Here is a 26,783-nt window from a genome sequence, read left to right as displayed (position 1 = left end):
ACAATAGCGGAGGGGATTGTGCCGATTTTTGACTACAAGGGTGCGGACGCGCGCGAGCTCCTGTCGGATGCCTGGGGCCTGGCGGCCCTGGCGAATCTTCCGTCTTCTGCCTCGGTGGTATTTTCCGGCGCCGCCCCGCTGTTGGATCTCGCCAATCTCTCGCCACCGCCGCTGCCCGACGGCTGGCGGGAGATCCCGCCGGGCGCGTTGGGGATAGGCCCCGAGAAAGTCGATCCAACGGGTTACATCCAGGGGGATGGCCCGACCTTTCAGGGGCTTCAATCCTCCCAGGCCAAGGTCATGGGCGAGTATGACGCCGATGGAAACCTGACCAAGATCGCCCTGGTCTTCGTCGGCACCAACAGTGCCACCGATGTCATCGATTACCCGGCGATGATCACCGGCGACTATGTCCATGCCTTCGACTTCCTGATCGAGGCACTCAAGGCCTACACCCAGGAACAAGGGCTGACCGGCAGGGACGTGCTGGTCACCGGCTATAGCCTGGGCGCCGGCATCACCGATGGCATGTTTGCGCTCAAGGACACCGACTGGGGCGGCTTCTATGCCCAGTCCGACTATATGGCCGCCGAGCCGCCGAAGATCGTGGACCGGCCGGGCATCTTCAACATCGGCTTCGAGAACGATGTCGTCTACCGTGTTGCCGGGGACGCCGAAAAACTGGGTGATGCCTGGGATACGGTCCTGTTCCCCAACGACCCCAAGTTCAATACCACGGTCGACAACCTGATCCTGTTCGACGACGCCTATGCCGCGCCGCTGTGGCCCTACGGCATTTTCTCCCTGGCCAATCTGACGGGCTGGGCCTCCCATGTGGAGGGCATATTCCTGAATGCCGTCGACCGGATCGGGGCGTCGACCTTTTATGACCATATCGAGCAGGACAGCGTCATCCTGGTCTCGAACCTCACCGCGCTCACCCGTTCAATCACCTGGGTCTACGACCGGGCGACGCCGACCTCGGATCATTTCGGCGATCCGGCCTTCCTGATCGGCACGCAATTCACCGACCGGCTGCAGGACGGCCGCAGCGACGACTTCCTCGACGGCTTCGCCGGCAACGACCGCTTCCGCTTGTCGAGCGGCACCGACACGGTGGCCGGCGCCGATGGGACCGACGCGGCCGACCTTGCCGGGGCGGCCGGCCAGTATGACGCGCTCAAGACGGCGGACGGCACGCTGTTCCTGCTCGACCGCACCGGGGCCAACGGCCTCAAGGAACTGCACGACGTCGAACGGGTAACCTTCCAGGGCACGCTGCTGACCACCTACAAGGTCGAGGCGGGCGGCCTGAACGGCGGGGCGGCCAAACAGGTCGCCTATGTGGCGCACCAGGACGGCGGGGCCGGCGTGGATGCGCTGACCGGCAGCGCCGGCGACGACCGCATCTTCGGCCTGGGCGGCAATGACCGCCTGTCGGGCGGCCGTGGCCTCGACCTGCTGCACGGCGGTGACGGTGACGATGCCCTGGTGGGCAGCGTCGGCAACGACACGATCTATGGCGGGGCGGGCAACGACACGCTGCGCGGCGATACCGGCGACGACGTGCTGTCGGGCGGGGTGGGCAGCGACCGTTTCGTCTTCCGCGATGCCGCCTTCGGCCATGACGTGATCAGCGATTTCAACATCCACGAACACGGCCACGACCTGCTGGTATTCTCCGCCGATGTCTTTGCCTCGGCCGGCGCGGTGCTCGCCGCCGCCCGCCAGCAAGGCGACAGCGTGGTGATCGACACGGGCGGCAGCAGCATCACCCTGCTGCACACCGCCCTGGCCGATTTCGGGGTGGGCGACGTCCTGCTGGCCTAGTCAGCGCCCGCCGAAGGCGGCGAGTGCTGCCGTCGCGATCGGCTCGCCCCATTCCTGCACGAAGTGCCCGCCGCCCTCGATCTCCAGGGGCGGCGGGCAGTTGCGGATCAGGCGGTGGAGGAAGCGCATGGCCGGCGGGCCCAGCACCGGGTCGGCCATGCCGATGGCCATGAAGCTCTGGCCCTGCCACGCGTTCGACCAGAAGGCGCGGGCGCGGATGCCCTCATCCGTGCCGTCCATCTCAGGGCTGACCGGCACCAGTTCGGGGAACCGCCGCACGCCACCCTTGTAGCGGGCATCCGGGTAGGGCGCGTCATAGGCGGCGGTTTCGGCCGGGGTCAGGTGCGGCGTGCCGCGGGCGATCAGGCGGCCCACCGCCATGTCGGGCTGGGTGCGGTTGAACGCCTTCCAGGCGTCAAAGCCGGGGCCCGGGCTCTCGCCCACCGGGATCGCCGTATTCATCACGATCAGGCGCGAGAAGCGCGCCGGCATATCGGGCACGATGGTCAGGCCGTAAAGGCCGCCCCAGTCTTGGCAAACCAGGGTGACGTTGGTCAGGTCCAGGTGCTCGATCAGGCGGATCAGGCTGTCGCGGTGGAAATGATAGGTATAGGTCGCGTCGTCCGCCGGCTTGTCGGAGCGGCCGAAGCCGAACAGGTCGGGGGCGATCACCCGCCCGCCCGCGGCGGTGAAGACCGGGATCATGCGCCGGTAGAGGTAGCTCCAGCTTGGCTGGCCGTGCAGGCACAGGAAGGTCTGTGCGGCCTCCCGCGGCCCTTCGTCGAGGTAGTGCAGGCGCAGGCCGGCGAAACCCGGCAGGTTCTCGACGTAGCGAGGCGGAAAGGCATAGCCGGGCAAATCGGCAAAGCGATCCTCCGGCGTGCGCAACACGTCCATGGCTCTCCTCCGTTGGCCGGCGGCGGTCAGCGCAGCGCCAGCCAGAGCAGAATGCCCGAGCCCAGCGCGATGCGATACCAGGCAAAGGGGGTGAAGCCGTGGCGTTCGATGAAGCCCACCGCCGCCCGGACCACGATGGCGGCGACGACGAAGGCCACGGCAAAGCCGATGGCGATCAGCAAGGCGCCGTCGCTGGTGAGCGTGCCGGCGGTCTTGTAGAGGTCGTAGCCGGTGGCCGCGATCATGGTCGGGATCGCCAGGAAGAACGAGAATTCGGCCGCCGGCCGGCGCGCCAGCCCGAAGGACAGGCCGCCCATGATGGTGGCGCCCGAGCGCGAGACGCCCGGGATCATGGCCAGGCACTGGACGAGGCCGATCTTCAAGGCCAGGCCCGGGGTCATCGCATCGATGCTGTGGACGCGCGGGGTCTTGACCAGACGCTCGATGGCCAGGATCGCCAGGCCGCCGACGATCAGCGCGACGGCCACGGTCCGTGGGCTTTCCAGCAGCACCGATTTGATGAAGCCGTAAGCCAGCAGCCCGACCGCCACCGCCGGCAGGAAGGCCAGGGTGACATTGACGGTAAAGCGCCAGGCCCTGGCGTCGCGGGCGACCAGGCCCACCACGGTATCGCCGAGCCGGCGGGAATAGACCAGGCACACCGCCAGGATCGCGCCCAACTGGATGGCGATGAGGAAGGCCGAGGGCAGGGGCACGCCGAGCAGTTCCTTCAGCACGATCAGGTGTCCGGTCGACGACACCGGCAGGAACTCGGTCAGGCCCTCGACCGCGCCGATCAGCAAGACCGAGAAGAGAAGAAAAAGGTCCATGGGCTAACCCTCAGTTGGACAGATGCGCGTCGTAAAGCCCTCTCCGCCCTCTGGGGGAGAGGGTTGGGTGAGGTGGGTCGACGGCGCAAAGCGTGTTCTCTCACGACCCGCCACCTCACCCTCCCGTTGCTGGCGCAACGGGCCCCTCCCTCTCCCCCGCAAGCGGCGGAGAGGGGATGCCGGTTTGACGGGCAGGGATCACAGCCAGCGTTTGCGCTTGAAGTAGAAATAGGGCAGCACGGCCGAGACGATCATCAGCACGATCGCCATGGGATAGCCGAAGTCCCAGTGCAGTTCGGGCATGACGTCGAAGTTCATGCCGAAGATCGAGGCCATCAGGGTGGGCGGCAGGAACACGGTGGCCGCGACCGATAGGATCTTGATGACCCGGGTCTGTTCGATATTGATCAGGCCTAAGGTGGCGTCGAGCAGGAAGTTCACCTTCTGGGCCAGGGCCGAGGCGTGTTCGGCGATCGAGCGGATGTCGCGCGCCATGGTCTTCAGCCGGGCGCGATAGTCCTTCTTCACCTCGGTCTGGAGCACCTGGGTCAGGAAGGTGATCACCCGCTCCATCGAGGCGGTGCTCTCCCGCACCTTGCCGGCAAGGTCGGAGAAGCGGCCGAGCTGGCGCAGCGCGTCCTCGAGGTCGATCGACTCCTTCTCGCCCGTCTTCACCCGGAAGATCTCCCGCGACAGCGCGTCCATCTCGGCGGCGACGTTTTCCAGCACGTCGGCGGCGCGGTCGATGATCGCCTCGATCAGCCCGGCCATGGCGGTTTCGCCGGTTTCGCAAAGGGCCGGCAGTTTCAGCGCCCGGGCGGCATAGACGGAAAAGGCCAGGGGATCGGTATAGCGCAGGGAGACCAGGACATGGTTGGCCATGACGAAGGTGATGGCGCTGGCCTCGGCCTCCGGCGTTTCGGCCTTGGAGAGCACCGTGGCTGTCATGAAGCGGGCGCCGTCGATTTCATAGAGGCGCGACGAGGCTTCGATCTCGCCCATCTGGGCGCGGGTCGGCAGGTCGAGGCCCAGCAAGGCCTCAAGCGACTGTTCCTCGGCTGTCGTGGGCTCGAAGATGTCGGCCCAGACCAGCCGCTCGGGCAGGGGCGCGCCCAGGCGCCAGGGCGTGCGCTCCAACCGGCCGTCGAGGATGTGGTAAAGCGTCACCATGCCTGCCGCCACTCCTCTTGTTGCGCCATGCGGCTTTGGTCCGGGCTCCTTTTAGGCGCCTCGGCCGCGTCTCGCAAGCCGGCGAAACAGGAAGCCCGGCGCGGCGCGCAGGCGCCGCGCGCCATTGCCCAGGGCCGCCCAGAGCCGGGGGCCGAACAGGCGGGCCAGGGTGGGGCGGTCGGCCTCGGGCTCCAGTTCCAGGCCGACGCCGATGATCTGGTCGCCGTCGTCCAGGGTGCGCACCACCAGTTCGACCGGGCCGTAGGGCAGGCGGTCGCCGGCCACCGGCTTGCCCGAGAAGGCGTCGGCCATCACCGTGGCGATGCTGTGGCCGACATCCTGGGGCCGGATGTCGATGCCGTAGAGGCGGCCGAGGTCGTCGATCGGCTGGCGGGCATCGACCATGAACTCGCCGATCGCGGCCAGGTTGCCGCCGTCCTTGCGCCGGGGGGCGAACATCCGGTCCAGGGTGTGGATCTGCTCCGGGTCGGCGACCACCAGCACGTAGTCGCGCGGCGCCAGCCGGTCCAGGGTGGCGAGTTCGACCACCGCCCCGGCGCGCAGGATCGACAGGATGCGGGCCCCTTCGGGCATGTGCAGCCGGTTGAAGGGCAGGTCCAGCACGCTCGATCCCGGCAGCACGGTGTAACCGACGATATCGCGGTGGGCGCCCAGCGGCACGTCGACGTCGCGCCGGTCGGCCTGGGCCTTGGACGGCGGCAGGGCCAGGTTGAGGAAGCGCGCGGCCGGCGCCACGGTCCAGCCCTGTAGCAGCAGGGAGGCGAGCACGACCACGAAGGCGACGCCGAACAGCGCCTCGCCGCCGGCCAGGTGTTCCAGGATGGCCGGCAGGGCGAGGTAGATCGGCACCGCACCGCGCAGCCCCACCCAGGCGGCGAAAGCGCGTTCGCGCATGGAAAACTTGAACGGCCACAGGCACAGAAAGACGGCGACCGGCCGCGCGACCAGCATCAGCACGGCGGTGATCGCCAGGGCCGGGAGCAGCACCGGCAGCAGCTTCGTGGGCGTGACCAGCAGGCCCAGCGTGACCAGCATGGCGATCTGGGCCAGCCAGGCGATGCCGTCGTGGAAGCGCAGGATGAGCTGGCTGGCGCGGTGGCGCTCGTTGCCCAGCACGCAGCCGGCGACATAGATTGCCAGGAAGCCCGAGGCATGGATCAACTGCGCCCCGGCGAAGACGGCGAGCGCCGAGGTGACGACCAGGATCGGGTAGAGCCCGGCCGCGGTTTCCAGCCGGTTGACCAGGAACACGATGGTCCGCCCCCCGGCCCAGCCGATCAGCGCCCCGCCGCCGATCTGGAGGGCGAAGCGCAGCAGGGCATCGGCCATGGTCAGGTCGACGCCCTGGACCAGTTCGATGGCGATCAGGGTCAGGAAGATCGCCATCGGGTCGTTCAGGCCGGATTCGACTTCCAGGGTGGCGGCGACGCGGCGCGCGATGTCGAGCTTTTGCAGGCGCAGCAGGAAGAACACGGCGGCGGCGTCGGTCGAGGCGACGATCGCCCCGATCAGCAGGGCGCCGGCCGGCGGCGTGCCGAACACGGCCCAGGCGGCGATGCCCACCAGGCCCGCGGTCAATGCCACCCCCACGGTTGCCAGCACCAGGGCCGGCCGGCCGGCGATGGCGAAGGTGGAGCGGTGGGTGCGCAGGCCGCCGTCGAACAGGATCACGGCCAGCGAGATCGAACAGACGAAATAGGCGGCCGAGACATCGTCGAAGCGAATGCCCAGGCCGTCTTCGCCCGCCAGCATGCCCAGGCCCAAGAAGACCAGCAGTACGGGGGCACCCAGGCGCGAGGAGACGCGCCCGGCGACAATGGCGAAGACACCCATCAGGGCGCCGATCAGGATGATCTGGTAGGTCAGATCCATGGCGATCCCAATTCGAGGAACGCTACTTTAGCGGTTCCGCGTGCCGCGGCCATGGGCAAAGCCCCCCTGTTTCGTCATCCCGGCCTCGAGCCGGGATCTTGTGAAGTTGAAGCAACGGGAACACCGCCCGAAAGATCCCGGCTCGAGGCCGGGATGACGCGGGGGGTGAATGTGGCGCGTTGTGTGCCGGCAACCTCAAAGATCACGGCAGGAACAGGTCGCGGCTGGCGCGGGTCTCCTCGGTCAGGAAGCGGCTGACGGCACGGATGCGCGGCAGGTCCTTGAGGTCGCTGTGGGTCAGCAGCCACAAAGAGCGGATCAGCCCGACCTTGTCCGGCAGGACCGGGACCAGGCTGGGCTCGCCGGCGGCGGCGAAATGGGGCAGCACGCACAGGCCGAAGCCGGCCTTGGCCGACTGCAATTGAGCGATCAGCCCGGCGCTGCGCAGCGAGGCTTTGATGCCGGGGTGGATCTCGGCCAGATAGTCCAGTTCCGGCGTGTAGAGCAGGTCGTCGATATAGCCGATGAAGGTGTGGCTGGGCAGTTCCTCGATCGCCCCGGGCATGCCGCGCAGGGCGATGTAGGATTTGGCGCCGTAAAGGCCCAGGCGATAATCGGTCAGCTTGGTCGCCACCAGCCGGCCCGAGCGGGGCGGCGACAGGCCGATGGCGAGATCCGCCTCGCGCTTGGACAGGCTGAAGACCCGGGGCATGGCGATCAGTTGCAGTTCCAGCCCCGGGTGCAGGTTGGCCAGGCGGCCGATGCGCGGCGCCAGGAACAGGGTGCCGAAGCCGTCGGGCGCGCCGATGCGCACCGCGCCCGAGACCTTGGCATCGGCGCCGGAGAGTTCGTCGAGCGCGGCCAGGGCCAGCCCCTCCATCTGTTCGGCGGCGGCGACCAGGGTCACGCCGCGGTCGGTCAGGTCATAGCCGGTGGGGCCGCGGTCGACCAGGCGGGCGCCCAGCGCCTCCTCCAGTACGCCGATGCGGCGGATCACCGTCGAATGGTCGACCCCCAGCCGCTTGGCTGCGGTCGAGACCCGGCCGGCACGGGCCACGGCCAGGAGATAGCGCAGGTCGTCCCAGTCGAGCTTGCCGGTCATGCTGCGCCTCTCCCCCTTACCCTATTGTGCCCTCACACCAGGGAGGGTAGGGCTTTATCCATAAAACCCATCATGCCCTGTCTGTGTTTGCGCACAATGGTACTGCGTCAACGCGGGTAGAAGATTTCGGGCACCTGTGCCAGTTTTCCCCCCAGCCAACGCTGACCGCCGTCATTCAGGGAAAAACGCCATGAAGCAACTGACCCATTTCATCAATGGGCGCCACGTGGAGGGCCAGAGCGGCCGCTTCCAGGACGTCTACAACCCGACGCTGGGCGAAGTGGTGAAGCAGGCCCCGCTGGCGACGCAGGCGGAAGTCGAAGCGGCGATCTCGGCGGCCGAGGCGGCCTTCCCCTCGTGGTCGGCGCAGAACCCCCAGAAGCGCGCCCGCGTGATGTTCAGGTTCAAGGAACTGGTCGAGCGCGAGATGGACAATCTCGCCGCCCTCCTGTCCGAGGAGCACGGCAAGGTGATCTCGGACGCCAAGGGCGACATCCAGCGCGGCCTGGAAGTGATCGAATTCGCCTGCGGCATCCCGCACCTGCTGAAAGGCGACTTCACCGAAGGCGCCGGCCCGGGCATTGACATGTATTCGATGCGCCAGCCGCTCGGCGTGGTCGCCGGCATCACGCCGTTCAACTTCCCCGCCATGATCCCGATGTGGATGTTCGGCGTGGCCATTGCCTGCGGCAACACCTTCGTGTGCAAGCCCTCCGAGAAGGACCCCTCGGTGCCGCTGCGCCTGGCCGAGTTGTTCATCGAGGCCGGCGGCCCGCCGGGCGTGCTGAACCTGGTGATCGGCGACAAGATCGCAGTCGACACCCTGCTGACCGATCCGCGCGTGCCGGCCATCTCCTTCGTCGGCTCGACCAACATCGCCTCCTACGTCTATGCGACGGGGGCGGCGAACGGCAAGCGGGTGCAGGCCATGGGCGGCGCCAAGAACCACATGATCATCATGCCTGACGCCGACCTGGACCAGGTCGCCGACGCGCTGATCGGTGCGGGCTACGGCTCGGCCGGCGAGCGCTGCATGGCGATCTCGGTCGCCGTGCCGGTGGGCGAGAAGACCGCCGACGCGCTGATCGACAAGCTGCTGCCGCGCGTCGAGTCCCTGAAGGTCGGCCCGTCGAACGACCCGACCTCGGACTACGGCCCGATGGTTTCGGCCGAACTGCTGGCCAAGGTGCGCGGCTATGTCGACCACGGCGTCTCGGAAGGCGCCAAGCTGCTGGTCGACGGCCGCAACTTCAAGCTCCAGGGCTATGAGAACGGCTACTTCATGGGCGGCTGCCTGTTCGACCATGTCACGCCCGACATGAAGATCTACAAGGAAGAAATCTTCGGGCCCGTCCTGTCGGTCGTGCGCGCCAAGGATTTCGACGAGGCGGTGGAACTGCCGACCAAGCACATGTACGGCAACGGTGTCGCGATCTACACCCGCGACGGCGATGCGGCGCGCGATTTCGCCAGCCGCGTCCAGGTCGGCATGGTCGGCATCAACGTGCCGATCCCGGTGCCGCTGGCCTATCACAGCTTCGGCGGCTGGAAGCGCTCGGCCTTCGGCGACACCAACCAGCACGGCACCGAAGGTGTCAAGTTCTGGACCAAGGTGAAGACGGTCACCAGCCGCTGGCCGACCGGCATCCGCTCGGGCGCGGAATTCTCGATCCCGACGATGAAGTAAGGCGGCGACACCCACCTCCCCCAACCCCTCCCCCCTGAAGGGCGGAGGGGGCTCAATTAGCCCTCTCCTCCTGGGAGGAGAGGGTTGGGTGAGGAGGGATGCCGGGTCTCAGAGCGCTTTAGCCCTATCCCTCAGCACATACTTCTGGATCTTGCCGGTCGAGGTCTTGGGCAGGTCCTCGAAGACCACGGTGCGCGGCACCTTGTAGCCGGCGAGGTTTTCCTTGCAGAAGGCGATCACTTCCTGCTCGGTCAGGGTCTGGCCGGTCTTGAGCGTCACGAAGGCGCAGGGGGTTTCGCCCCAGCGCTCGTCCGGGCGTGCCACCACCGCCACTTCCAGGATCTTGGGATGCTTGTAGAGCACATCCTCGACCTCGATGGTCGAGATGTTCTCGCCGCCCGAGATGATGATGTCCTTGGAGCGGTCCTTGAGCTGGATGTAACCGTCCGGGTGCATTACCCCTAGGTCGCCGGAATGGAACCAGCCGCCGGCGAAGGCTTCCTGCGTGGCCTTGGGGTTCTTCAAGTAGCCCTTCATGACCAGGTTGCCGCGGAACATGACCTCGCCCATGGTCACGCCGTCGCGCGGCACGGGCGCCATGGTCTCGGGATCCATCACGTCGAGGCCGGCCAGCAAGGGCGACTTCACGCCCTGGCGGGCCTTCAGCGCCGCCTGTTCGTCCGCCGCCAGGGCGTCCCAGTCCTCGTTCCAGGCGCAGATGGTGGCCGGGCCATAGGTCTCGGTCAGGCCGTACAGGTGCGTGATCTTGAAGCCGTTGGCCTCCATCGCCGCGATCACGGCGGCGGGCGGCGGGGCGGCGGCGGTCAGCAGTTCCACCTTGTGGGGCAGGGGGCGCTTCTGCTCGGCACCGGCATTGATCAGCATGCCCATGACGATGGGGGCGCCGCACAGGTGCGTGACCTTGTACTTCTCGATCGCGGCGAAGATGGCGCCCGCCTCGACCCGGCGCAGGCAGACATGGGTGCCCGCCACGATCGCCAGCGACCAGGTGAAGCACCAGCCGTTGCAGTGGAACATCGGCAGGGTCCACAGATAGACCGACTGCCCGACCATGCCGGCCGAGACGATGTTGTCGACCGCGTTGAGATAGGCGCCGCGGTGGTGGTAGACCACGCCCTTGGGGTTGCCCGTGGTGCCCGAGGTGTAGTTCAGGCTGATCGACTGCCATTCGTCGCCAGGGCCCGACCAGACGAAGCCCGGGTCACCGCCGGCGATGAACTCCTCGTACTCGATCTCGCCCAGGCGCTCGCCCTTGCCGGTGTATTGCGGATCGTCGATGTCGATGACCAGCGGCTTCACCTTGGCCAGGGCCAGGGCCTGCCTGGTTACGGCCGAGAATTCACGGTCGGTGATCAGCACCTTGGTCTGGGCATGGTCCAGGGTGAAGGCGATGGTCGCCGCGTCCAGGCGGATGTTCAGCGTGTTGAGCACGGCGCCCAGCATGGGTACGCCGAAATGGGCGTCGAGCACCGGGGGAATGTTCGGCGCCATGACCGATACCGTATCGCCCCGCGCCACGCCGCGCGCCGCCAGGGCCGAGGCCAGGCGGCGGGCACGGGCATAGGCTTGCGCATAGTCGATGCGCCACTCGCCATGGATGATGGCGGTGCGATTGGGATAGACCGCCGCCGCCCGCTCCAGGAAGCCGATCGGCGTCAGGGGAACATAGTTGGCGGGGTTCTTGTCGAGGTCGGTTTCGTAGGGATTGGGCGTGGTCATGTCGCTTCCCCCCAAGGAGGGGGCCATTCAGGTCTTGAGAACGGCCCTCTCGAAGACAGTCGATCGCGGCGTGTCAGCCCGCCGCTTCCACCACCTGTACCGTGCCACGATAGATCATGTCCACTGCGACATAGGCGATGACCGCGAGGCCGACATAGGCGATCCAGTGGTAGCGCTTGAGCAGGTTGGCGACCAGGGTCGCGGCCGCGCCCATCAGGGCGATGGACAGGATCAAGCCGGCAACCAGGACCCAGAGGTGTTCCTTGGCGACGGCAGCGACCGCCAGCACATTGTCGAGCGACATGGAGACGTCGGCCAGGATGATCTGCAGCACGGCGCCGCGGAAGGTCGTGGGGGCCTTCTCGCCGGGGAAGAACTCTTCCTCCCCCTCCTCCTTGCCGGCGGCGCGCGCCTTGCGCTGGGCATCGATCTCGCGCCACATCTTCCAGGCCACCCATAGCAGCAGGATGCCGCCCGCCAGGGTCAGGCCGATGATGCCGAGCAACTGGGTGGTAACGCTGGCAAAGGCGATACGCAGGACCATGGCACCGACCAGGCCCCACAGGATCACCCTCTTGCGCAACTCCGGCGCCACCGCCGAAGCCGCGAGGCCGATCACGATGGCATTGTCGCCGGCCATCACCAGGTCGACGAGAACGACGCCGCCCAGCGCCACCAATTGATCGACGATTATGTTCCAGTCCACCGGAGCCCCCTTATCTGGTTGGCAACGGCGCCACCCGGGCGCCGTTTGTCATTGGTATCAGCATCGGCCCGACACGCGCTCAGGTACCAGTGTCGTCGTCAGGTAACAGGCTGACCAGCACCTTGTCCACCCGGCGGCCATCCATGTCCACGACCTCGAAACGGAAGCCGCCGAAGGGGAAGTGATCCCCCGCGGACGGGATGCGCTTGAGGCGGTGCATCATCAGGCCGCCCAGCGTGTTGTAGTCGCCGTCCTCGATGCGGGGTTCGGCCACGCCGAGAACGTCCCACAGCCGGTCCAGCGAATAGCCGCCGTCGATCAGATAGGAACCGTCCTCGCGCTGGACAACCGATCTTTCGGTATCCGGCGTATCGGCTTCCTCGAGTTCGCCGATCAGGGCCTCGAGCAGGTCGGTCAGGGTGACCAGGCCCTGGATGTCGCCGTATTCGTCGACGATCAGGGCCAGCGGGCTGCCGTTGGCCCGGAACAGCTCCAGCGCCTTCAGGGCCGGCGTGGTCTCGGGAATGTAGAGTGCCGGGTGGATCGCCGCGGCGAGGTCGACCGGCTTGCCCTGAAGGGTCTGCGGCTGGGCGAACAGATCCTTGACCTGGACGAAGCCCAGGACGTGCTTGGAGGTGCCCTTCTTTACCGGGAAGCGGGAGTAATGGCTTTCCGCGATCTTGGTCCAGGTCTTGCGCGGGGCATCCTCCACATCCAGCCATTCGATCTGGGTGCGCGGGGTCATCAGGGCATCGACGTTGCGATCGCCCAAACGCAGGGTCATCTCGACGATGGCCCGCTCGGCCTCGTGGAAATGGCCGGTGGCGGTGCCCTCCTGCATCAGGATGCGCACTTCCTCGTCGGTGACGTCGGGTTCCTTCGAGCCCTTGGGCAGCAGCTTCAGCACCAGGTTGGTCGAGGTGTTGATGAACCACACCGCCGGCGCGCCGATCGCCGCCAGGAAGCGCAGGGGCCGGGCGACGAAGGTGGCGATCGATTCCGCCCGCGCCAGGGCCAGGCGCTTGGGCACCAACTCGCCCAGGATCAAGGTCACATAGGTGAGGCCGATGACGATGATGGCGATGGCCAGCTCGTCGGCATAGGGCGCCAGGGCGGGGATCCGGCTCAACTGCTCGGTCAGCGGGCCGGCCAGGACCTGGCCGCCGAAGGCGCCCGACAGGGTGCCGATGGCGGTGATGCCGACCTGGACGGTGGACAGGAACTTGCCCGGATCGGCCGCCAGGGCTAGGGCGACGCGGGCGGATTCGCTGCCGGCGTCTGCGGCCCGTTTCAGCCGCGCCCGTTTGGCGGCGACCACGGCCAGCTCCGCCATCACCAGGAAGGCGTTCAGCGCCACAAGCAGGACAAGAATGGAAAGGTCTAGGGTCATCGGGGGGATGTTGTGCGGCGCGCACTATAACACGGTGTCGGGAATCCGCACGGGCGTAATGAAAATCCCGCCAAATGCGTGCCGTCGGCAGCGAAAAACCTTGTCCGGGCAAGGCTCTAGCCGGCCTCGCGGGGGTTCGGACCGATCCTTGACGGCAAGGCGCAGGCCGATTTCTGCGACCAAAGTCAGGGGCAACCCAACCATTTGGACGTTGCATTCGGGTGAGCGCCTGCGCTGAATTCCCGCCAATCAGAACGACACTCCAACGGGGAAATGGTCATGGGCGCCTATTCAGACATGTATGCGCGGTGGCAGGCGGATCCGCAGGGCTTCTGGGCCCAGGCGGCCGAGGCGATCGACTGGGTGGCCAAGCCGACGGCGATCCTCGACGACTCCGCCAAGCCGATCTACCGCTGGTTCCCCGGCGGCACGGTCAACACCGCGTGGAACTGCCTGGACCGCCACGTGCTGGCGGGCCGCGGCGACCAGGACGCGCTGATCTACGACAGCCCGGTCACCAACATCAAGACCCGCTTCACCTATGCGCAACTGCTGGCCAAGGTTGCCGAACTGGCCGGGGCGCTCCGGCTGCGCGGCATCGAGAAGGGCGACCGGGTCATCATCTACATGCCGATGGTGCCGGAAGCGGTGTTCGCCATGCTGGCCTGCGCCCGCCTGGGGGCGATCCATTCGGTGGTGTTCGGCGGCTTTGCGGCCAAGGAACTGGCGACCCGCATCGACGATGCCAAGCCCAAGGCGATCCTGTCCGCGTCCTGCGGGGTGGAGCCGGGGCGGACCGTGGCCTACAAGCCGCTGCTCGACGAGGCGATCGAGATCGCCCAGACCAAGCCCGGCTTCTGCCTGATCCTGCAGCGGCCGATGCTGGAAGCCTCGCTGGTCGCCGGGCGCGACTTCGACTGGGGCAAGGTGGTGCCCGGCAGTGCACCGGCCGACTGCGTGCCCGTCGCCTCGACCGATCCGCTCTATGTCCTCTATACCTCGGGCACCACGGGCATCCCCAAGGGCGTGGTGCGCGACAATGCCGGCCACATGGTGGCCCTGGCCTGGTCGATGAAGCACATCTATGGCATCGAGCCCGGCGAAGTCTGGTGGGCGGCGTCCGACGTGGGCTGGGTGGTCGGCCATTCCTACATCGCCTATGGCCCCTTGCTGGTGGGCGCCACCTCGATCCTCTACGAGGGCAAGCCGGTGGGCACGCCCGATGCTGGCGCCTTCTGGCGGGTGATCGCAGAATACGGCGTCGCGGCCCTGTTCTGCGCCCCCACCGCCTTCCGCGCGATCAAGAAGGAAGATCCCGAAGGCAAGCTGGTCGGCCAGTACGACCTGGCGAAGTTCCGCACCTTGTTCCTGGCCGGCGAGCGCGGCGATCCCGATACCATCCAATGGGCCGAGCGCCTGCTGGGCGTGCCGGTGATCGACCATTGGTGGCAGACCGAATCAGGCTGGCCGATGGTCGCCAACCTGGTCGGTGTCGAGTTGCTGCCGGTCAAATACGGCTCGCCCAGCGTGCCGGTGCCGGGCTACGACATCCGCGTGCTGGACAACGACAACAAGGAAGTGGCGCGCGGCGACATCGGCTCGATCGTGGTCAAGCTGCCGCTGGCGCCCGGTGCCCTGCCCACGCTGTGGCACAATGACGAGGGTTACATCCGCTCGTACCTGCAGGATTTCCCCGGTTACTACAAGACCGGCGACGCCGGCTATATCGACGAGGACGGCTATCTCTATGTCATGAGCCGGACCGACGACATCATCAACGTCGCCGGCCACCGCCTGTCGACCGGCGGCATGGAGGAGGTGCTGGCCAGCCATCAGGCGGTGGCCGAATGCGCCGTCATCGGTGTCGCCGATGCCCTGAAGGGTCAGGTGCCGATCGGCTTCGTGGTGCTGAAATCGGGCGTGAACCGGCCCGAGGCCGAGATCGAGCGCGAACTGGTCAAGCTGGTGCGCGACCGCATCGGCCCGGTGGCGGCGTTCAAGACCGTGACCGTGGTCAAGCGCCTGCCCAAGACCCGGTCGGGCAAGATCCTGCGCGGCACCATGCGCAAGATCGCCGACAGCGAGGCCTGGACCATGCCCGCGACCATCGACGATCCCGTCATCCTGGACGAGATCGCCGAGAACCTGCGCACTGTCGGTTACGCCAAGGAAGCCAAGGGCGCGGCCTGAGGCCCCCTCAGGGCCGCCCGAACAGGGCGGCCCAGCCGGCCCGCAGCGAGCGGGCGGCGACCAGATGCCGGCCGACCTCGATCCAGCCGGCCAGGGCCACCTTGAGCGGGTTGCGGCTGGGGCCGGCGCCATTGCGCAAGCCAAAGCTCAGCGGTTCGGCCGGCACGGCCGCGAAGGTGCCCAGCAGGCGGTCGAAGACGATCAGCACGCCGCCGAAATTCCGGTCGAGACAGCTTGCGTTCGCCGCGTGATGGACATGGTGGTGGCGCGGCGTGTTGAGGAGCCATTCCAGCGGCCCCAGGTGCGGCATCCAACTGGCGTGCAGGAAGAGTTGGTAGAACAGGTTGGCGGCCAGCATCGCGAAGATGGCGTAGGGGTGAAAGCCGACCAGGGCCAGCGGCAGGTAGAAGGCGAAGCCGCCGGTCGCCGCGCCGCCCCAGCCCAGGCGCAGGGCGGCGCCCAGGTTGAGCCGGGTGCTGGAATGATGCACCCCGTGGGTCGCCCACATCAGGCGCCAGCCGTGCATCGCCCGGTGATGCCAATAGTAGCAGAATTCGAGCCCGACGAAGAGCGCGGCCAGCGACCATCCTTCCGTCGGCGGGATCTCGAACAGGCGGTGGTCATAGGCCAGGAACATGGGGGCCAGGACCAGCGGCGCTGCCGCCGCATTGATCAGGCGCTGCCCGACCATGATGACGGCGGTCGCGGCCGTCTCGCCCAGGTCGTAGGTGGCGCGCCCGCGCCACCAGCCGGCCAGGGCCTCCAGGACCATCAGGCCCAGCACGGCCAGGGGTAACAGGCCGCGGGCCGCCCCCCGCCCGGTGCCGATGCCAGCCATTCCATGGCTGCCCCCCAAACCGGCTCGCGTCACTGGGCGCCGCTGCGGGCGGCCTTGGCCTGTTCGAGGGCCGAGAGGCATTCCTTCGAGACCTGGTCCTGGTGTTCCTGAAGGCACTTCAGGACACGCCCGCCGCCGGGCTGGATGCCGTTGCACAGGGCCTTGTAGTCGGCCTGGCAGGCCTCGCGGATCTGCTTGCCCATGGCCGCCTGGGCAGCGGCCGGCGCAGCCGCCGCGACCGTCAAGGCCGTGGCGAGGCCGAAGGCGGCGAAAAGGCGTGAATAGAACATCGTGTGACTCCGGTTGATGGAAACTGTCCAAATCGTCATCCCGGAAACGGCGCATGCCGTTATCCGGGATCTTGTGACCAGTGGTTTCGTCGCTTGGCCGTCCCGAGATCCCGGCTCTCCGCGTTGCTACGGCCGGGATGACGAGTTCGGAATTTACGGCGCCGGCGTCACGGTGACCGACTTTTCCTTGGTCACGCTCTGGCCGTTGGGGCCGGTGGCGGTGCCGGAGTAGCTGTAGGTGCCGTTGCCGTCGGTCGTGCCGCTGCCCGAATAGGTGCCGCCGCGGCGGCCCTCGCCCGTGCGCTGCGTCGAATAGGTGCCGTCGCCATTGTTGGTGACGCTGCCCGAATGGCTGCGGGTGGCGCCCTGGGGGCCGGTCACGCTGCGGCCGCGGCTGCAGGTGCCGTTGGCGCAACCGCTCTGGAAGTCGCGGGTGACGGTGCCGCCGTTGCGGCCGGTCGCGGTCGACGAGCGCTGGCGGGCGAAGGCGTCGGCCGAGGCACCGGCAAGAATGACGCCGACGGCGAACGTGGTAACAAGCAGCTTTTTCATTACATGATCTCCCGTGGGGGGCACCCGATCGGCATCGCGTTCGGGCTCGGGGGTGATCATGGCCGGCGTTGATTGCCGGGGTTTTGCCGCCGCTTGTCGATTTGTAACGATTTGTAACCGGCGACGATCAGGCGTTGTTGGCACAGGGCTCTTGCGGAACAATCGCGCGATGACCGAGAAAACCATCCTGCTGGTCGAAGACGACGGCGAAATCCGCGACCTGCTCTCGACCTTCCTGCGCCGGGAGGGCTTCGCCGTGGAGGGGGCGGCCGACGCGGCCGCCATGGATGCCGCCCTGGCCCGGACAACACCCGACCTTGTCGTCCTGGACCTGATGCTGCCGGGCGAGGACGGCTTGTCGATCTGCCGCCGCCTGAGCCACCGGGGCGACCTGCCGATCCTGATCCTGACCGCCAAGGGCGACGATATCGACCGCATCATCGGCCTCGAACTGGGGGCCGACGACTATATGGCCAAGCCGTTCAACCCGCGCGAACTGCTGGCGCGCATCCGCGCCGTCCTGCGCCGCAGCACCAAGGCGCCGCCAGCACCCGCGGCCGCGGCCAATCGGCGCCTGGCCTTTGCCACGCTGGTGGTCGATCTCGACGGCCGCAGCGTGGAAGGCCCGGCGGGCCAGCGCATCGCCCTGACCTCGGCCGAATTCGACCTTCTGGCCTGCTTCCTCCAGCATCCCAAGCGGGTCTTGAGCCGCGACCAGTTGCTGGACTGGACCCGCGGGCGCAGTGCCGATCCCTTCGACCGCACGATCGATGTCAGCGTCAGCCGCCTGCGCCGCAAGCTGGAGGCGGTGGACGCCCAGGCGCCGGGCATGATCGTCACGGTACGCAACGGCGGCTACATCTTTTCGGGCGATGTCGCCGAGGGGCGCGGATGATCGCGCGCTTAGGCATCGTCGGCCGGCTGGCCCTGATCCTGCTGGCCGCCCTGATCGTCGTGCAGATGGCGACCACGGCGCTCTATTTCTTCCGGCGCGACCAGTTGCTGGATTCAGGGCTGCGCTCGCCCCTGGCCGACCAGGTGGCGGCGGTGGCCGAACTGATGGACGACGCCGATGCCGAGGGCCGGGCAAAGGTCCTGCGCGCGGTCAATGCCCCGGGGCTTCTGGTCCAGGTGGTCGACGATCCCGCTGAGGTGCTGGCCCGGGGCCGGTCGATGCCGGTCGTCGAGGATTTGATCAAGGACTACCTGGGCACCGAAGGGCTGGGCCGGGTGGTCGCGGTACGCCTGATCGATGGCGCGGCCGCCAATCCCGACCGGCCGCGCTGGTTTGGCCGCCTGGTCGACAGCCGGATCATCGCCGTGATCGGCCTGGCCGACCACCGCTACCTGGTGGTGGAGCCCAACGGCGACCTGATGCCCCGGGTCTTCGGCCTGCAACCGGGTTTCTTTGCCGGGATCGTCGGCTTCCTGGTCGGGCTGCTGGCCCTCCTGGGCTTCAGCCGCGAGGCCCGGCCCCTGCGGCACCTGGCCAAGGCGGTGGAGAGCTTCGGCGCGAAGCCCGAGGTGGATCCTGTCAAAGAGAATGGCGCCCGCGAGGTGCGGGTGCTGATCCGGGCCTTCAACGACATGCAGGGCCGTCTTGTCGCCCTGATGCGCAACCGGGCCTTCATCCTGGGGGCCCTGGCCCACGACCTGCGCACCTACCTGACCCGCCTGCGCCTGCGCGCCGAATTCCTGGCCGACGACGAGGACCGCCAGCGTTGGATCCGCACCCTCGACGACATGCATGCCCTGGTCGAGGACAGCCTGACCTTCGCGCGCGCCAGCTTCGGCGCCGATCCCCAGGCACGCAGCGACCTGGCCGCGATCGTCACGCACCAGGTGGAGGAGCGCGCCGCCATGGGCGCGGCGATCACCGCCGATCTGGCCCCGGGCGCCCTTTTCGTGCGGGGCGGTGCGGCGGCGCTGACCCGTGCGATCGCCAATGTGATCGACAATGCCCTGAAATACGGCGGGTCGGCCGACCTCACCCTGCGCCGGGAAGGGACGGCGGCACGGCTCGAGATCGCCGATCGCGGCCCCGGGATTCCGCTCGAGGCCCGCGCCAACCTGGGCGAGCCGTTCCAGCGGCTGGAGGTCTCGCGCAATCGCGATGCCGACGACGGCGCCGGTTTAGGGCTTGCCATCGCGACCCAGGTGGTGACAAGCCTTGGCGGCCGGATCAGCTTCGGCGACCGGCCGGGTGGCGGGGCCTGCGTGACCCTGCACCTGGTGTTGGCCGACAGGGTATGAGGATCGACAATGCGGTTGAAGGACAGGGTTGCCGTCATCACCGGGGCGGGCCAGGGCATCGGCCTGGCTTGTGCCGAGGCTTTTGTCGCCGAAGGCGCCAAGGTGGTGATCGCCGAGATCGACGAGGCCAAGGGGCGGGCGGCGGCAGAAAAGCTGGGCCAGCGGTTCATCGCCTGCGATGTCGGCACCAAGGCGTCGGTCGATGCCATGATCGCGCAGACCATGGCGCAGTTCGGCCGGCTCGACGTGGTGGTGAACAATGCCGCCGTGATCAAGGCGGCGGACATCCTGGACCTGACCGAGGAGGATTTCGACCGCGTCCTGCGCATCAACCTCAAGGGCGGCTTCCTGGTCTCCCAGGCGGCGGCGCGCGAGATGGTGAAGGCCGGGCGCGGCGCCATCATCAACATGTCGAGCGTGAACGGCGTCCTGACCATTCCCAACCAACTGGCCTATAACGTCGCCAAGGGCGGGATGAACCAGATGACCCGCAACATGGCAGTGGCGCTGGCGGCCAGGGGCATCCGGGTCAATGCGATCGGGCCGGGCTCGATCATGACCGACATGCTGAAGACGGTGATGAACGACGAGGCGGCGCGCAAGATGATCCTGTCGCGCACCCCCATGGGCCGCTGCGGCGAACCTGCCGAGATCGCCGCCGTCGCCGTGTTCCTGGCATCGGACGAATCGAGTTACATCACCGGCCAGTGCCTCTATGCCGACGGCGGCCGCCTGGGCCTGAACTACACGGTACCAGTCGCCGAGGGGTGATGGGAAAAAGCCCTCTCCGCCCTCAGGGGGAGAGGGTTGGGTGAGGTGGGTCGATGGCATAAGGCGTGATCTGTCCCGATCCACCACCTCACCCTCCCCATCGCTGACGCGACGGGTCCCCTCCCTCTCCCCCGCAAGCGGCGGAGAGGGCAAAGGATGACTACCCGATGAAGGGCACCGGGCGCAGGCTGGCGAGGCCGGCGGCGACCGGGCCGCGGCCGCCGGTGCCTTCGCATTCGATGCGGATCTCGACGGCCACGGTATTGCCGCCCACATGGCGCACCCGGGCGAAGGCATAGAGGCGATAGCCGGTGGCGGCGCGCAGGTGGTTCATCTTCAACTCGACGGTGGCGGCCACCTGGCCTTCGGGCAGCACCGTGTTGGCCGCCGCCGCGGCCGCCTGGTCGGCCAGGGCGGCGATCGCGCCGCCGTGGAAATTGTAGTGGAACTGCATCAGGTCGGCCCGGCCGTTGACCGCCAGGGTAACCGCGCCCGGCTCCACCGACAGAATCTCGAAGCCGTGGGCCGAGGCGAAGCCCGGCAGGGCCAGCACCTTGGCGACGATCGCCTTGCCCGCTTCCGCGTCGCGCGGTTCCTGTTCAAGCTGATCCATGAGGTTTCCCAAATCCGCGGGCATGACGATCATCCGCCGCGCCCGCCCGGGCAAGCCCTAAGCCGCCGTTGTGTGATGGCCGTCATGTGACCGGCCTCGTCAGCGCCGGCGGCAATCCAGCAGCTTCTCCTCGAACACGCTGCCCACCAGGAAACGGCCGCCGCCGGCGTCGGTCGCGACCGAACTGCCGGAGAGCAGCTCGCCCGGGTCGGTCAGCACGGTCTCGACCGTGAAGCCGTTGCCCTGGGGCACCAGGCGGACGACCTCCGAGGGCGAGGGCTTGCCCGCATCCTCGGCATGGGCGACGAAGTCGAGCAGGTGGGGATGGCCGGCGATCCACAGGCTGCCGTCGGGGGCGGTGTCGATATTGTCGGCGCCATTGGCGAGCGGCGTGCGGCTGAGGAAGGTCAGGCTGCCGCCGTCGATGTCGCGGGCATAGGCGGTGGCGGCAAAGCCGGTGGTCTCGGCGACATAGAGCTGCTTGCCGTCGGGCGAGACATTGATGCCGTTGGCGTATTTCAGCCCCTCGGCCACCTTGCGGAAACCGCTGCCGTCGAAATAGACGATATTGGCGCGGGGCAGTTGCAGGTAATTCTCCAGCGTGATGCCGAGCGGCGTGGTCGAGCCGTGATCGTTGGCGGCGTAGAAGCGTGCCGGCCCGACCGCGACCAGGTCGTTGGGCGAGTTCAACTCGGCGCTGACCACGCCGCCCTGGTGGGCCAGCTTGCCGTCGGCGCCGACGGTGAACAGCTCGATCCGGCTGCCGCCGAACTCGAAATGGTTGATCACGAACAAGGTGACCTCGCCCGAGGCCGGGTCGCGCCACAGGCTGATGCCGTGGGGGTGGAAATCCACTGGCTGGTCGCCGGTGATGTCGACGGGGACCAGCCTGTCCTGGGTCAGGTCCAGGAGGGCGATGCGGCCGCGCACCGGCCGCCCGGCCATGGCTGCCCGCCGGTCGTCGACCGAGACGAAGGCGCGCTTGCCCGGGCCGTCGATGACGATGTCCTCGGCCCCGACGACGCCGGTCACCGCCTGGCACTGGACATTGCCGGCCGCCGTGATCGTGCGGAACTGGCCCGCCTGGCTGAACACCCACAGCGCAAAGCCGGCGCAGGCGACGAAGACCACGGCGCCCATCGCGATCAGGCGCTTACCCCACTTACCCATGCTCTCCCCCGATTTTTTGTCAGGCGGTTATAGCATTGTTGCGGGTGGCGGCCAGGGCGTGATCAGACCTGCCGCAACCGCCGCTCGGGCGGGCGGCCTTCGGTTTCGCCGAATTGCAGGGCGGCGAGGCGGGCGTAGAGGCCGCCCTGGGCGACCAGATCGTCGTGGCGGCCGGTCTCGACCACCCGGCCGCCGTCCATGACGATGATGCGGTCGGCATTGATCACGGTCGACAGGCGGTGGGCGATGACCAGGGTGGTGCGGCCCTTCATCAGGCCTTCCAGGGCATCCTGGACCTGCACTTCCGATTCGGCATCGAGCGCGCTGGTCGCCTCGTCCAGGAGCAGGATCTTGGGATCGCGCAGGATGGCGCGGGCAATGGCGATGCGCTGCTTCTGGCCGCCCGACAGGCGGGTGCCGCGCTCGCCCAACTGGCTGGCGAAACCTTCCGGCAATTGCTCGATGAAGCCGCGGGCCGAAGCCGCCTCGGCCGCGGCCAGGACGTCGGCCATCGAGGCATCGGGCCGGCCATAGCGGATATTGGCGGCGGCGTCGGTGGCAAAGATCGTGGTTTCCTGCGGCACCAGGGCGAAGAGGTGGCGCAGTTCGACGGGATCGAGCGTCTTCACATCGGCGTCGTCGACCAGCACGGTGCCGCCCTCGGGATCGTGGAAGCGCAACAGAAGCTGGAACACCGTCGACTTGCCGGCGCCCGAGGGGCCGACCAGGGCAACGGTTTCGCCCGGCGCGATGTCGAGGCTGATTCCCTCCAGCGCCGGCAGGTCGGGCCGCGAGGGATAGTGGAAGGTGACGTTGTCGAAGCGGATGGCGCCCTGCGCCGGACTGGGCAGCGGCGCCGGATTTTCCGGCGCCTTGATGCGCGGCACCACGGCGAGGAGCTCCAGCAGCCGTTCGGTGGCCCCGGCCGCGCGCTGGAGGTCGCCCCAGACCTCGGACAAGGCCCCCAGGGCGCTGGCCGCGACCACGGCATAGAAGACGAATCCGGCCAGTTCGCCGCCGGTCATGGTGCCGCCCGAGACGTCCTTGGCGCCGATCCATAGAACCAGGTCGATCGCGCCGAAGACCAGGATGATGACCATGGCGGTCAGCCAGGCGCGGGTGCGGATGCGCCGGCGCGCCGTGCCGAAGGCGGTTTCGACGGCACCGCCATAGCGGGCGCTCTCGCCCGCTTCCTGGCCGAAGGCCTGCACGGTCTGGACCGCGCTCAAGGCCTCGCCCGCCACCGCCGCGGAATCGGCCAGGCGATCCTGCGAGGTGCGCGACAAGGCGCGGACCCGCCGCCCGAAGACCAGGATCGGCACCAGCACCAGCGGCACCACCAGGATCATCAGCAGGGCGAGCTTGGGCGAGGTCAGCACCAGCAGGGCCGAGCCGCCCAGGAACAGCAGCAGGTTGCGCAGGGCGATGCTGGCCGACGAGCCGATCACGCTTTCGATCAGCATGGTGTCGGCATTCAGGCGCGAGAGGATTTCACCGGTCTTGGTGGTCTCGAAGAAGGTCGAATCGAGGCGCACCACATGGCCGTAGATGGCCTGCCGGACATCGGCGATCACCCGCTCGCCCAGCCACGAGACGAGGTAGAAGCGGCCGAAGGTGGCGAACGCCAGGACCACGACGACGCCCAGCAGGGCGACGAAATAGAGATCGATGAGGCCAGGATTCTGCCCGTCGAAGCCATGATCGATCAGGCGGCGCAGGGCCTGGCCGATGGTCAGCATGGCCCCGGCGGCAATGGTCAGCGAGACCAGGGCCAGGGCAACCCGGCCGCGATAGGGCCGGATGAAGGGCCACAGCGCCCGCAGCCGGGTGAGGGGATTGTCGCGCCGGGAGGCGGGCGGCGGGGAGGCGGGTGCCGCGGTCTCAGACATGGGGGTCGACCTCGATGCCGAGGCTGGCGAGGTCGGCGATCAGCCGGGTCTCCAGCGGTTCGCCGCCGCGGGTGGAGCGCCAATCGCCCGAACCCTCGTCCCAGGCATAGTGGTGGGCGCCGGACACGGGCGAGGACAGCCAGACCTGCTTCAAGGGCACATGGCGGTTCAGGATGAAGGTCTGCCCGGCCTCGGTTTCCGCCTGGAGCACGCCGTCGGTCAGGTCGATGTCGTCGAAGCCGTCGCTGTCTTCCAAACGGTCGAGCCAGCGGCCCAGGCATTGGGCAACCAGGGTCTGAAACAGGCTGTCGTCAAGGGCCATGCGCAAATCCTTCCCGCGCCAATATGCGGGATCCAGGGCGTATGCGCTTGATTCATCGCAACCAAGCGGCGTCGGTGGGCAGACTTGTTACGCCCAATGGACAGGCGAGGCAACCGCGCGACCGGCCCTCGCGACATCGCGGCGCGGCCGTAGGGGGTGGCAGGGGCGGATTCACCGCCGCCCGCGAATCCTTGCGGACATGCGGCGCCTTTCGTGTTAAACGCGAGTTGCTCTCGTCTGAGGAATTGAAGCGACGGCGCGGTTAGGGAGACCGCTCTGACGCCAGATTGTTCTGACGGTCTGAAATTGCCACAGGGCGAGAGCAAGCCTGGACGCCGCGCTTGAGTTGCAGCGATTCCGAGGCACGGCCATGACCTTTTTTGCTCCCGCCAAACTTCTCCTTTCCCCGATTTTTCTGCTGGTGACCGCTCTCGCCTTCGCGGGTCTCGCGAAGGCACAGGATTCTTCTGCCGCCATCGAGCGTATCCGGCAGAAGGGCGTGCTGACCGTCGCCATGTTTGCCGAGGACGTGCCGCCGTTCTTCTATAAGGACCAGGGCGGCAGGCTCGTCGGCATCGATCCCGGCCTGGCCGAGGACATCGCCAGCAAGCTGGGCGTTCAGCTCGTCTTCAACCGCTCCGCCACCACCTTCGACGGTGTCGTCGACGAGGTCGAGGCGGGGCGCGCCGATATCGCGGTCAGCCTGCTCAGCGATACGCTGGACCGGGCGAGACGGGTCAATTTCAGCCGAAGCTATGTCAGCGTGCGGCAATTCCTGCTGATCAACCGCCTCGAGCTCGGCAAGCTCATCGCCAAGAACGGGGGCGGGCGCGCGGATGCCACGGCGATCCCCGCCATGCTCAACGACCAGGCTTCCAGCATCGGCGTGATCGGCGGGACATCCTATGTCGGCTTCCTGAAGGAGGATTTCCCCAAGGCCAGGACGGTCGAGTTCGAGACCTGGGACGCCATGCTGGCGGCGGTCAAGGCCGGGCAACTGGTGGCGCTCATGTATGACGAGATCGAGATCGGCAACTGGCGCCTCGCCGATCCGGCCGGCTCGCTCGAACTGCGGCCGTTCCACCTGGCCGGCCATCCCGACACGATCGCCATCGCCATGAACCGCAACGATCCGGACCTGAAGGCCTGGATCGACCTCTATCTCCAGAAAGTGGAGGGCAACGGCTTCCTTGCGTCAATTCTCAACACCTACCTCTATTCAACCGACCGGGTGCTGACCAATGATTGAGAAGACGCAGAAAATCCTGGGCGCCGTCCTGCTCCATCCCGTGAGCGTCTTCGCCGGCATGCTGCTCGGCTGCCTCTACGGCTGGATCGACAAGGGCGGGACACCCCTGATCGAGCCGGCGGGACAGGTCTATCTGCGGCTGCTGCAGATGTGCGTCATCCCGCTGCTGTTCACCGCGGTGGTGACCAGCCTCGCCAAGCTGTTCTCCGACGGGTCGGCGCGGCGCTACATCGGCCGCCTGATCGTGATGGTGCTGCTGGGCATGGTCATCGCCGGTAGCCTGGGCCTCCTGCTCGGCGAATGGGGCGAGCCGGGCGCCGAGCTTCAGCAACAGGCGCGCACCATCATCGGCGAGGTCATCTTCCGCGCCGAAACCGGCTCCCATACGGCGGCCGGGGCAAGCAATCCGGCCGATATCGTGCTGATCGCCGTGGGCATTGTGCCTGAGAACATCTTCGTGGCGCTCAGCACCGGCAACATGCTGGCGATCCTGTTCTTTGCCGTGCTCTTCGGCGTGGCGCTGGGCTCCATCGGCAAGGAGAAGTCCGAGCGGGCGATCGTGGTGTTCGAAAGCCTGTACGAGACCTTCATCAAGATCATCGCCTGGCTGATGTATGTCTTGCCGCTCGGCCTTTTCTGCCTGGCCTACAGCCAGATCTCGGCGATCGGGATGCCCATCCTGGTCGCCATGACCAAGCTTGTCCTGCTCACCTATGCCGGCTGCCTGGCCCTGGTCGCATTTTCGTTCGTGGTCATCTGGGTGCGCATGGGCGGCAGCATCTGGAAGCCGATCTCGACGCTGCGCGAGACCATTTTCGTGGCTTTCGGCACGTCCAGCAGCTTTGCCGCCGTGCCGGCTGCCCTGCGCGGCCTCAAGGACGGGCTGAAGGTCGAACGCAATGTGGTCGACCTCGTCATGCCCCTTGGCATCACGCTCAACCCGCCGGGCTCGGTCTTTCATTTTGCCATCGCCACGGTGTTCCTGGCCAATCTCTATGGGGTCGACCTGGACGCGGGCCAGATGGCCTATGTGCTGGTCGCCTGCGTCCTGGCGGGCATTGCCGCTTCGGGCGCGCCGGGGGCCGCCGCCCTGTCGATGATCTCGCTGGTCCTGGTGCCGCTGGGCCTGCCGGTGGAAGTGGCGATCATCCTGCTGGTCGCGGTCGACCCCATCCTGGATCCGGCGCTCACGGTCGTGAACGTCCAGGCGAATGCGGCGACGACCGTCCTGCTGGGTACCCCGAGGCGGGGCGCCAGCCCCGTCGGCGTGGCAAAAGCCGAGGCATAGGCCGCCACACCCGCCCAAGGACGGCGCGGGCAGCCCTGCCGCGCGGGGCGGGTGCTTGACAGTTGGCGCGCCAGCCGTGAAGTTCGCCGCCCAATGTTTCTTGATCGGAGAGC

23 protein-coding genes are annotated in these 26,783 nt (G+C 67.6%); 8 read left to right on the top strand and 15 right to left on the bottom strand.

What is annotated here, in order from left to right; all coding sequences use genetic code 11:
* Nucleotides 1–18 precede the first annotated feature (18 nt).
* The gene (locus tag D3874_RS20310) at nucleotides 19–1,830 is read left to right on the top strand and encodes a calcium-binding protein (protein ID WP_119780166.1); all 1,812 of its coding nucleotides are present in this window, start codon (nucleotides 19–21) and stop codon (nucleotides 1,828–1,830) included.
* Here the strand turns inward: D3874_RS20310 and D3874_RS20305 are convergent, their stop codons facing one another.
* From D3874_RS20305 to D3874_RS20285, 5 genes are all read right to left on the bottom strand, one after another.
* Nucleotides 1,831–2,727, bottom strand: a complete 897-nt coding sequence (locus D3874_RS20305; RefSeq protein ID WP_119780163.1) for a haloalkane dehalogenase — start codon at nucleotides 2,725–2,727, stop codon at nucleotides 1,831–1,833. It abuts the gene before it with no gap.
* A gap of 26 nt (nucleotides 2,728–2,753) precedes the next feature.
* Nucleotides 2,754–3,557 carry an undecaprenyl-diphosphate phosphatase gene (locus D3874_RS20300; protein ID WP_119780161.1) on the bottom strand — a complete coding sequence of 268 codons (804 nt, stop codon included), beginning with the start codon at nucleotides 3,555–3,557 and terminating at the stop codon, nucleotides 2,754–2,756.
* 198 nt (nucleotides 3,558–3,755) lie between these two features.
* Nucleotides 3,756–4,727, bottom strand: coding sequence for a magnesium/cobalt transporter CorA (gene corA, locus D3874_RS20295; protein ID WP_119780159.1), 972 nt, complete (start codon nucleotides 4,725–4,727; stop codon nucleotides 3,756–3,758).
* Between the two features lie 51 nt (nucleotides 4,728–4,778).
* Nucleotides 4,779–6,620 carry a potassium/proton antiporter gene (locus D3874_RS20290; protein WP_119780156.1) on the bottom strand — a complete coding sequence of 614 codons (1,842 nt, stop codon included), beginning with the start codon at nucleotides 6,618–6,620 and terminating at the stop codon, nucleotides 4,779–4,781.
* A 202-nt stretch (nucleotides 6,621–6,822) separates the two neighbouring features.
* The gene (locus tag D3874_RS20285; protein ID WP_119780153.1) at nucleotides 6,823–7,722 is read right to left on the bottom strand and encodes a LysR family transcriptional regulator; all 900 of its coding nucleotides are present in this window, start codon (nucleotides 7,720–7,722) and stop codon (nucleotides 6,823–6,825) included.
* Between the two features lie 190 nt (nucleotides 7,723–7,912).
* On the opposite strand from D3874_RS20285, the gene D3874_RS20280 reads away from it, so the two are divergent.
* A complete protein-coding gene (locus tag D3874_RS20280; RefSeq protein WP_119780150.1) occupies nucleotides 7,913–9,409 on the top strand; it encodes a CoA-acylating methylmalonate-semialdehyde dehydrogenase in 1,497 nt (498 codons plus the stop codon).
* A 108-nt stretch (nucleotides 9,410–9,517) separates the two neighbouring features.
* On the opposite strand, the gene D3874_RS20275 is transcribed toward D3874_RS20280, so the two are convergent.
* The 3 genes from D3874_RS20275 to D3874_RS20265 all read right to left on the bottom strand — a co-directional run bounded on the left by D3874_RS20275 (nucleotide 9,518) and on the right by D3874_RS20265 (nucleotide 13,245).
* Nucleotides 9,518–11,149 (bottom strand): acyl-CoA synthetase, encoded by a 1,632-nt coding sequence (locus D3874_RS20275; protein ID WP_119780147.1) that lies wholly within the window; start codon nucleotides 11,147–11,149, stop codon nucleotides 9,518–9,520.
* A gap of 73 nt (nucleotides 11,150–11,222) precedes the next feature.
* Complete coding sequence (locus D3874_RS20270) at nucleotides 11,223–11,855, bottom strand: TerC family protein (protein ID WP_119780144.1); 633 nt, start codon at nucleotides 11,853–11,855, stop codon at nucleotides 11,223–11,225.
* 79 nt (nucleotides 11,856–11,934) lie between these two features.
* On the bottom strand, nucleotides 11,935–13,245 hold the full coding sequence (locus D3874_RS20265; protein WP_119780141.1) for a hemolysin family protein: 1,311 nt from the start codon (nucleotides 13,243–13,245) through the stop codon (nucleotides 11,935–11,937).
* A 279-nt stretch (nucleotides 13,246–13,524) separates the two neighbouring features.
* Between D3874_RS20265 and D3874_RS20260 the strand changes: the two genes are divergently transcribed.
* Entirely contained in the window at nucleotides 13,525–15,435 is a 1,911-nt protein-coding gene (locus D3874_RS20260) for a propionyl-CoA synthetase (RefSeq protein ID WP_119782406.1), read from the top strand.
* A 7-nt stretch (nucleotides 15,436–15,442) separates the two neighbouring features.
* Here D3874_RS20260 and D3874_RS20255 read toward each other — a convergent pair whose 3' ends face one another.
* From D3874_RS20255 to D3874_RS20245, 3 genes are all read right to left on the bottom strand, one after another.
* Nucleotides 15,443–16,273 carry a sterol desaturase family protein gene (locus D3874_RS20255; RefSeq protein WP_119780138.1) on the bottom strand — a complete coding sequence of 277 codons (831 nt, stop codon included), beginning with the start codon at nucleotides 16,271–16,273 and terminating at the stop codon, nucleotides 15,443–15,445.
* A 29-nt stretch (nucleotides 16,274–16,302) separates the two neighbouring features.
* The gene (locus tag D3874_RS20250; RefSeq protein WP_119780136.1) at nucleotides 16,303–16,563 is read right to left on the bottom strand and encodes a cysteine rich repeat-containing protein; all 261 of its coding nucleotides are present in this window, start codon (nucleotides 16,561–16,563) and stop codon (nucleotides 16,303–16,305) included.
* 153 nt (nucleotides 16,564–16,716) lie between these two features.
* On the bottom strand, nucleotides 16,717–17,115 hold the full coding sequence (locus tag D3874_RS20245; RefSeq protein WP_119780133.1) for a hypothetical protein: 399 nt from the start codon (nucleotides 17,113–17,115) through the stop codon (nucleotides 16,717–16,719).
* A 169-nt stretch (nucleotides 17,116–17,284) separates the two neighbouring features.
* On the opposite strand from D3874_RS20245, the gene D3874_RS20240 reads away from it, so the two are divergent.
* Genes D3874_RS20240 through D3874_RS20230 form a run of 3 tightly spaced genes read left to right on the top strand, consistent with a single transcriptional unit; the run spans nucleotide 17,285 to nucleotide 20,139 of the window.
* Nucleotides 17,285–18,010: a response regulator gene (locus D3874_RS20240; RefSeq protein WP_119780130.1), complete on the top strand. Its 726-nt coding sequence runs from the start codon at nucleotides 17,285–17,287 to the stop codon at nucleotides 18,008–18,010.
* Nucleotides 18,007–19,368 (top strand): sensor histidine kinase, encoded by a 1,362-nt coding sequence (locus D3874_RS20235; protein WP_119780128.1) that lies wholly within the window; start codon nucleotides 18,007–18,009, stop codon nucleotides 19,366–19,368. The genes D3874_RS20240 and D3874_RS20235 overlap by 4 nt, the downstream gene beginning before the upstream one ends.
* 9 nt (nucleotides 19,369–19,377) lie before the next feature.
* Nucleotides 19,378–20,139 carry an SDR family NAD(P)-dependent oxidoreductase gene (locus D3874_RS20230; protein WP_119780126.1) on the top strand — a complete coding sequence of 254 codons (762 nt, stop codon included), beginning with the start codon at nucleotides 19,378–19,380 and terminating at the stop codon, nucleotides 20,137–20,139.
* 160 nt (nucleotides 20,140–20,299) lie between these two features.
* On the opposite strand, the gene D3874_RS20225 is transcribed toward D3874_RS20230, so the two are convergent.
* The 4 genes from D3874_RS20225 to cyaY all read right to left on the bottom strand — a co-directional run bounded on the left by D3874_RS20225 (nucleotide 20,300) and on the right by cyaY (nucleotide 24,133).
* Nucleotides 20,300–20,752 carry a PaaI family thioesterase gene (locus D3874_RS20225; RefSeq protein ID WP_119780123.1) on the bottom strand — a complete coding sequence of 151 codons (453 nt, stop codon included), beginning with the start codon at nucleotides 20,750–20,752 and terminating at the stop codon, nucleotides 20,300–20,302.
* Between the two features lie 99 nt (nucleotides 20,753–20,851).
* Nucleotides 20,852–21,922: a strictosidine synthase family protein gene (locus D3874_RS20220; protein ID WP_147385747.1), complete on the bottom strand. Its 1,071-nt coding sequence runs from the start codon at nucleotides 21,920–21,922 to the stop codon at nucleotides 20,852–20,854.
* 62 nt (nucleotides 21,923–21,984) lie between these two features.
* A complete protein-coding gene (locus D3874_RS20215) occupies nucleotides 21,985–23,811 on the bottom strand; it encodes an ABC transporter transmembrane domain-containing protein (protein ID WP_119780119.1) in 1,827 nt (608 codons plus the stop codon).
* Nucleotides 23,804–24,133, bottom strand: coding sequence for an iron donor protein CyaY (gene cyaY / locus D3874_RS20210; protein ID WP_119780117.1), 330 nt, complete (start codon nucleotides 24,131–24,133; stop codon nucleotides 23,804–23,806). Before cyaY ends, D3874_RS20215 begins: the two co-directional genes overlap by 8 nt.
* 421 nt (nucleotides 24,134–24,554) lie before the next feature.
* Between cyaY and D3874_RS20205 the strand changes: the two genes are divergently transcribed.
* Both D3874_RS20205 and D3874_RS20200 read left to right on the top strand, forming a co-directional pair.
* Nucleotides 24,555–25,382 (top strand): substrate-binding periplasmic protein, encoded by an 828-nt coding sequence (locus tag D3874_RS20205; protein WP_158596121.1) that lies wholly within the window; start codon nucleotides 24,555–24,557, stop codon nucleotides 25,380–25,382.
* Nucleotides 25,375–26,670: a dicarboxylate/amino acid:cation symporter gene (locus tag D3874_RS20200; RefSeq protein ID WP_119780113.1), complete on the top strand. Its 1,296-nt coding sequence runs from the start codon at nucleotides 25,375–25,377 to the stop codon at nucleotides 26,668–26,670. Before D3874_RS20205 ends, D3874_RS20200 begins: the two co-directional genes overlap by 8 nt.
* The last annotated feature ends 113 nt before the right edge of the window (nucleotides 26,671–26,783 follow it).

It is taken from the genome of Oleomonas cavernae (genome assembly GCF_003590945.1).
GTDB lineage: Bacteria > Pseudomonadota > Alphaproteobacteria > Zavarziniales > Zavarziniaceae > Zavarzinia > Zavarzinia cavernae.
This window is presented reverse-complemented; position numbering and strand designations above follow the sequence as displayed.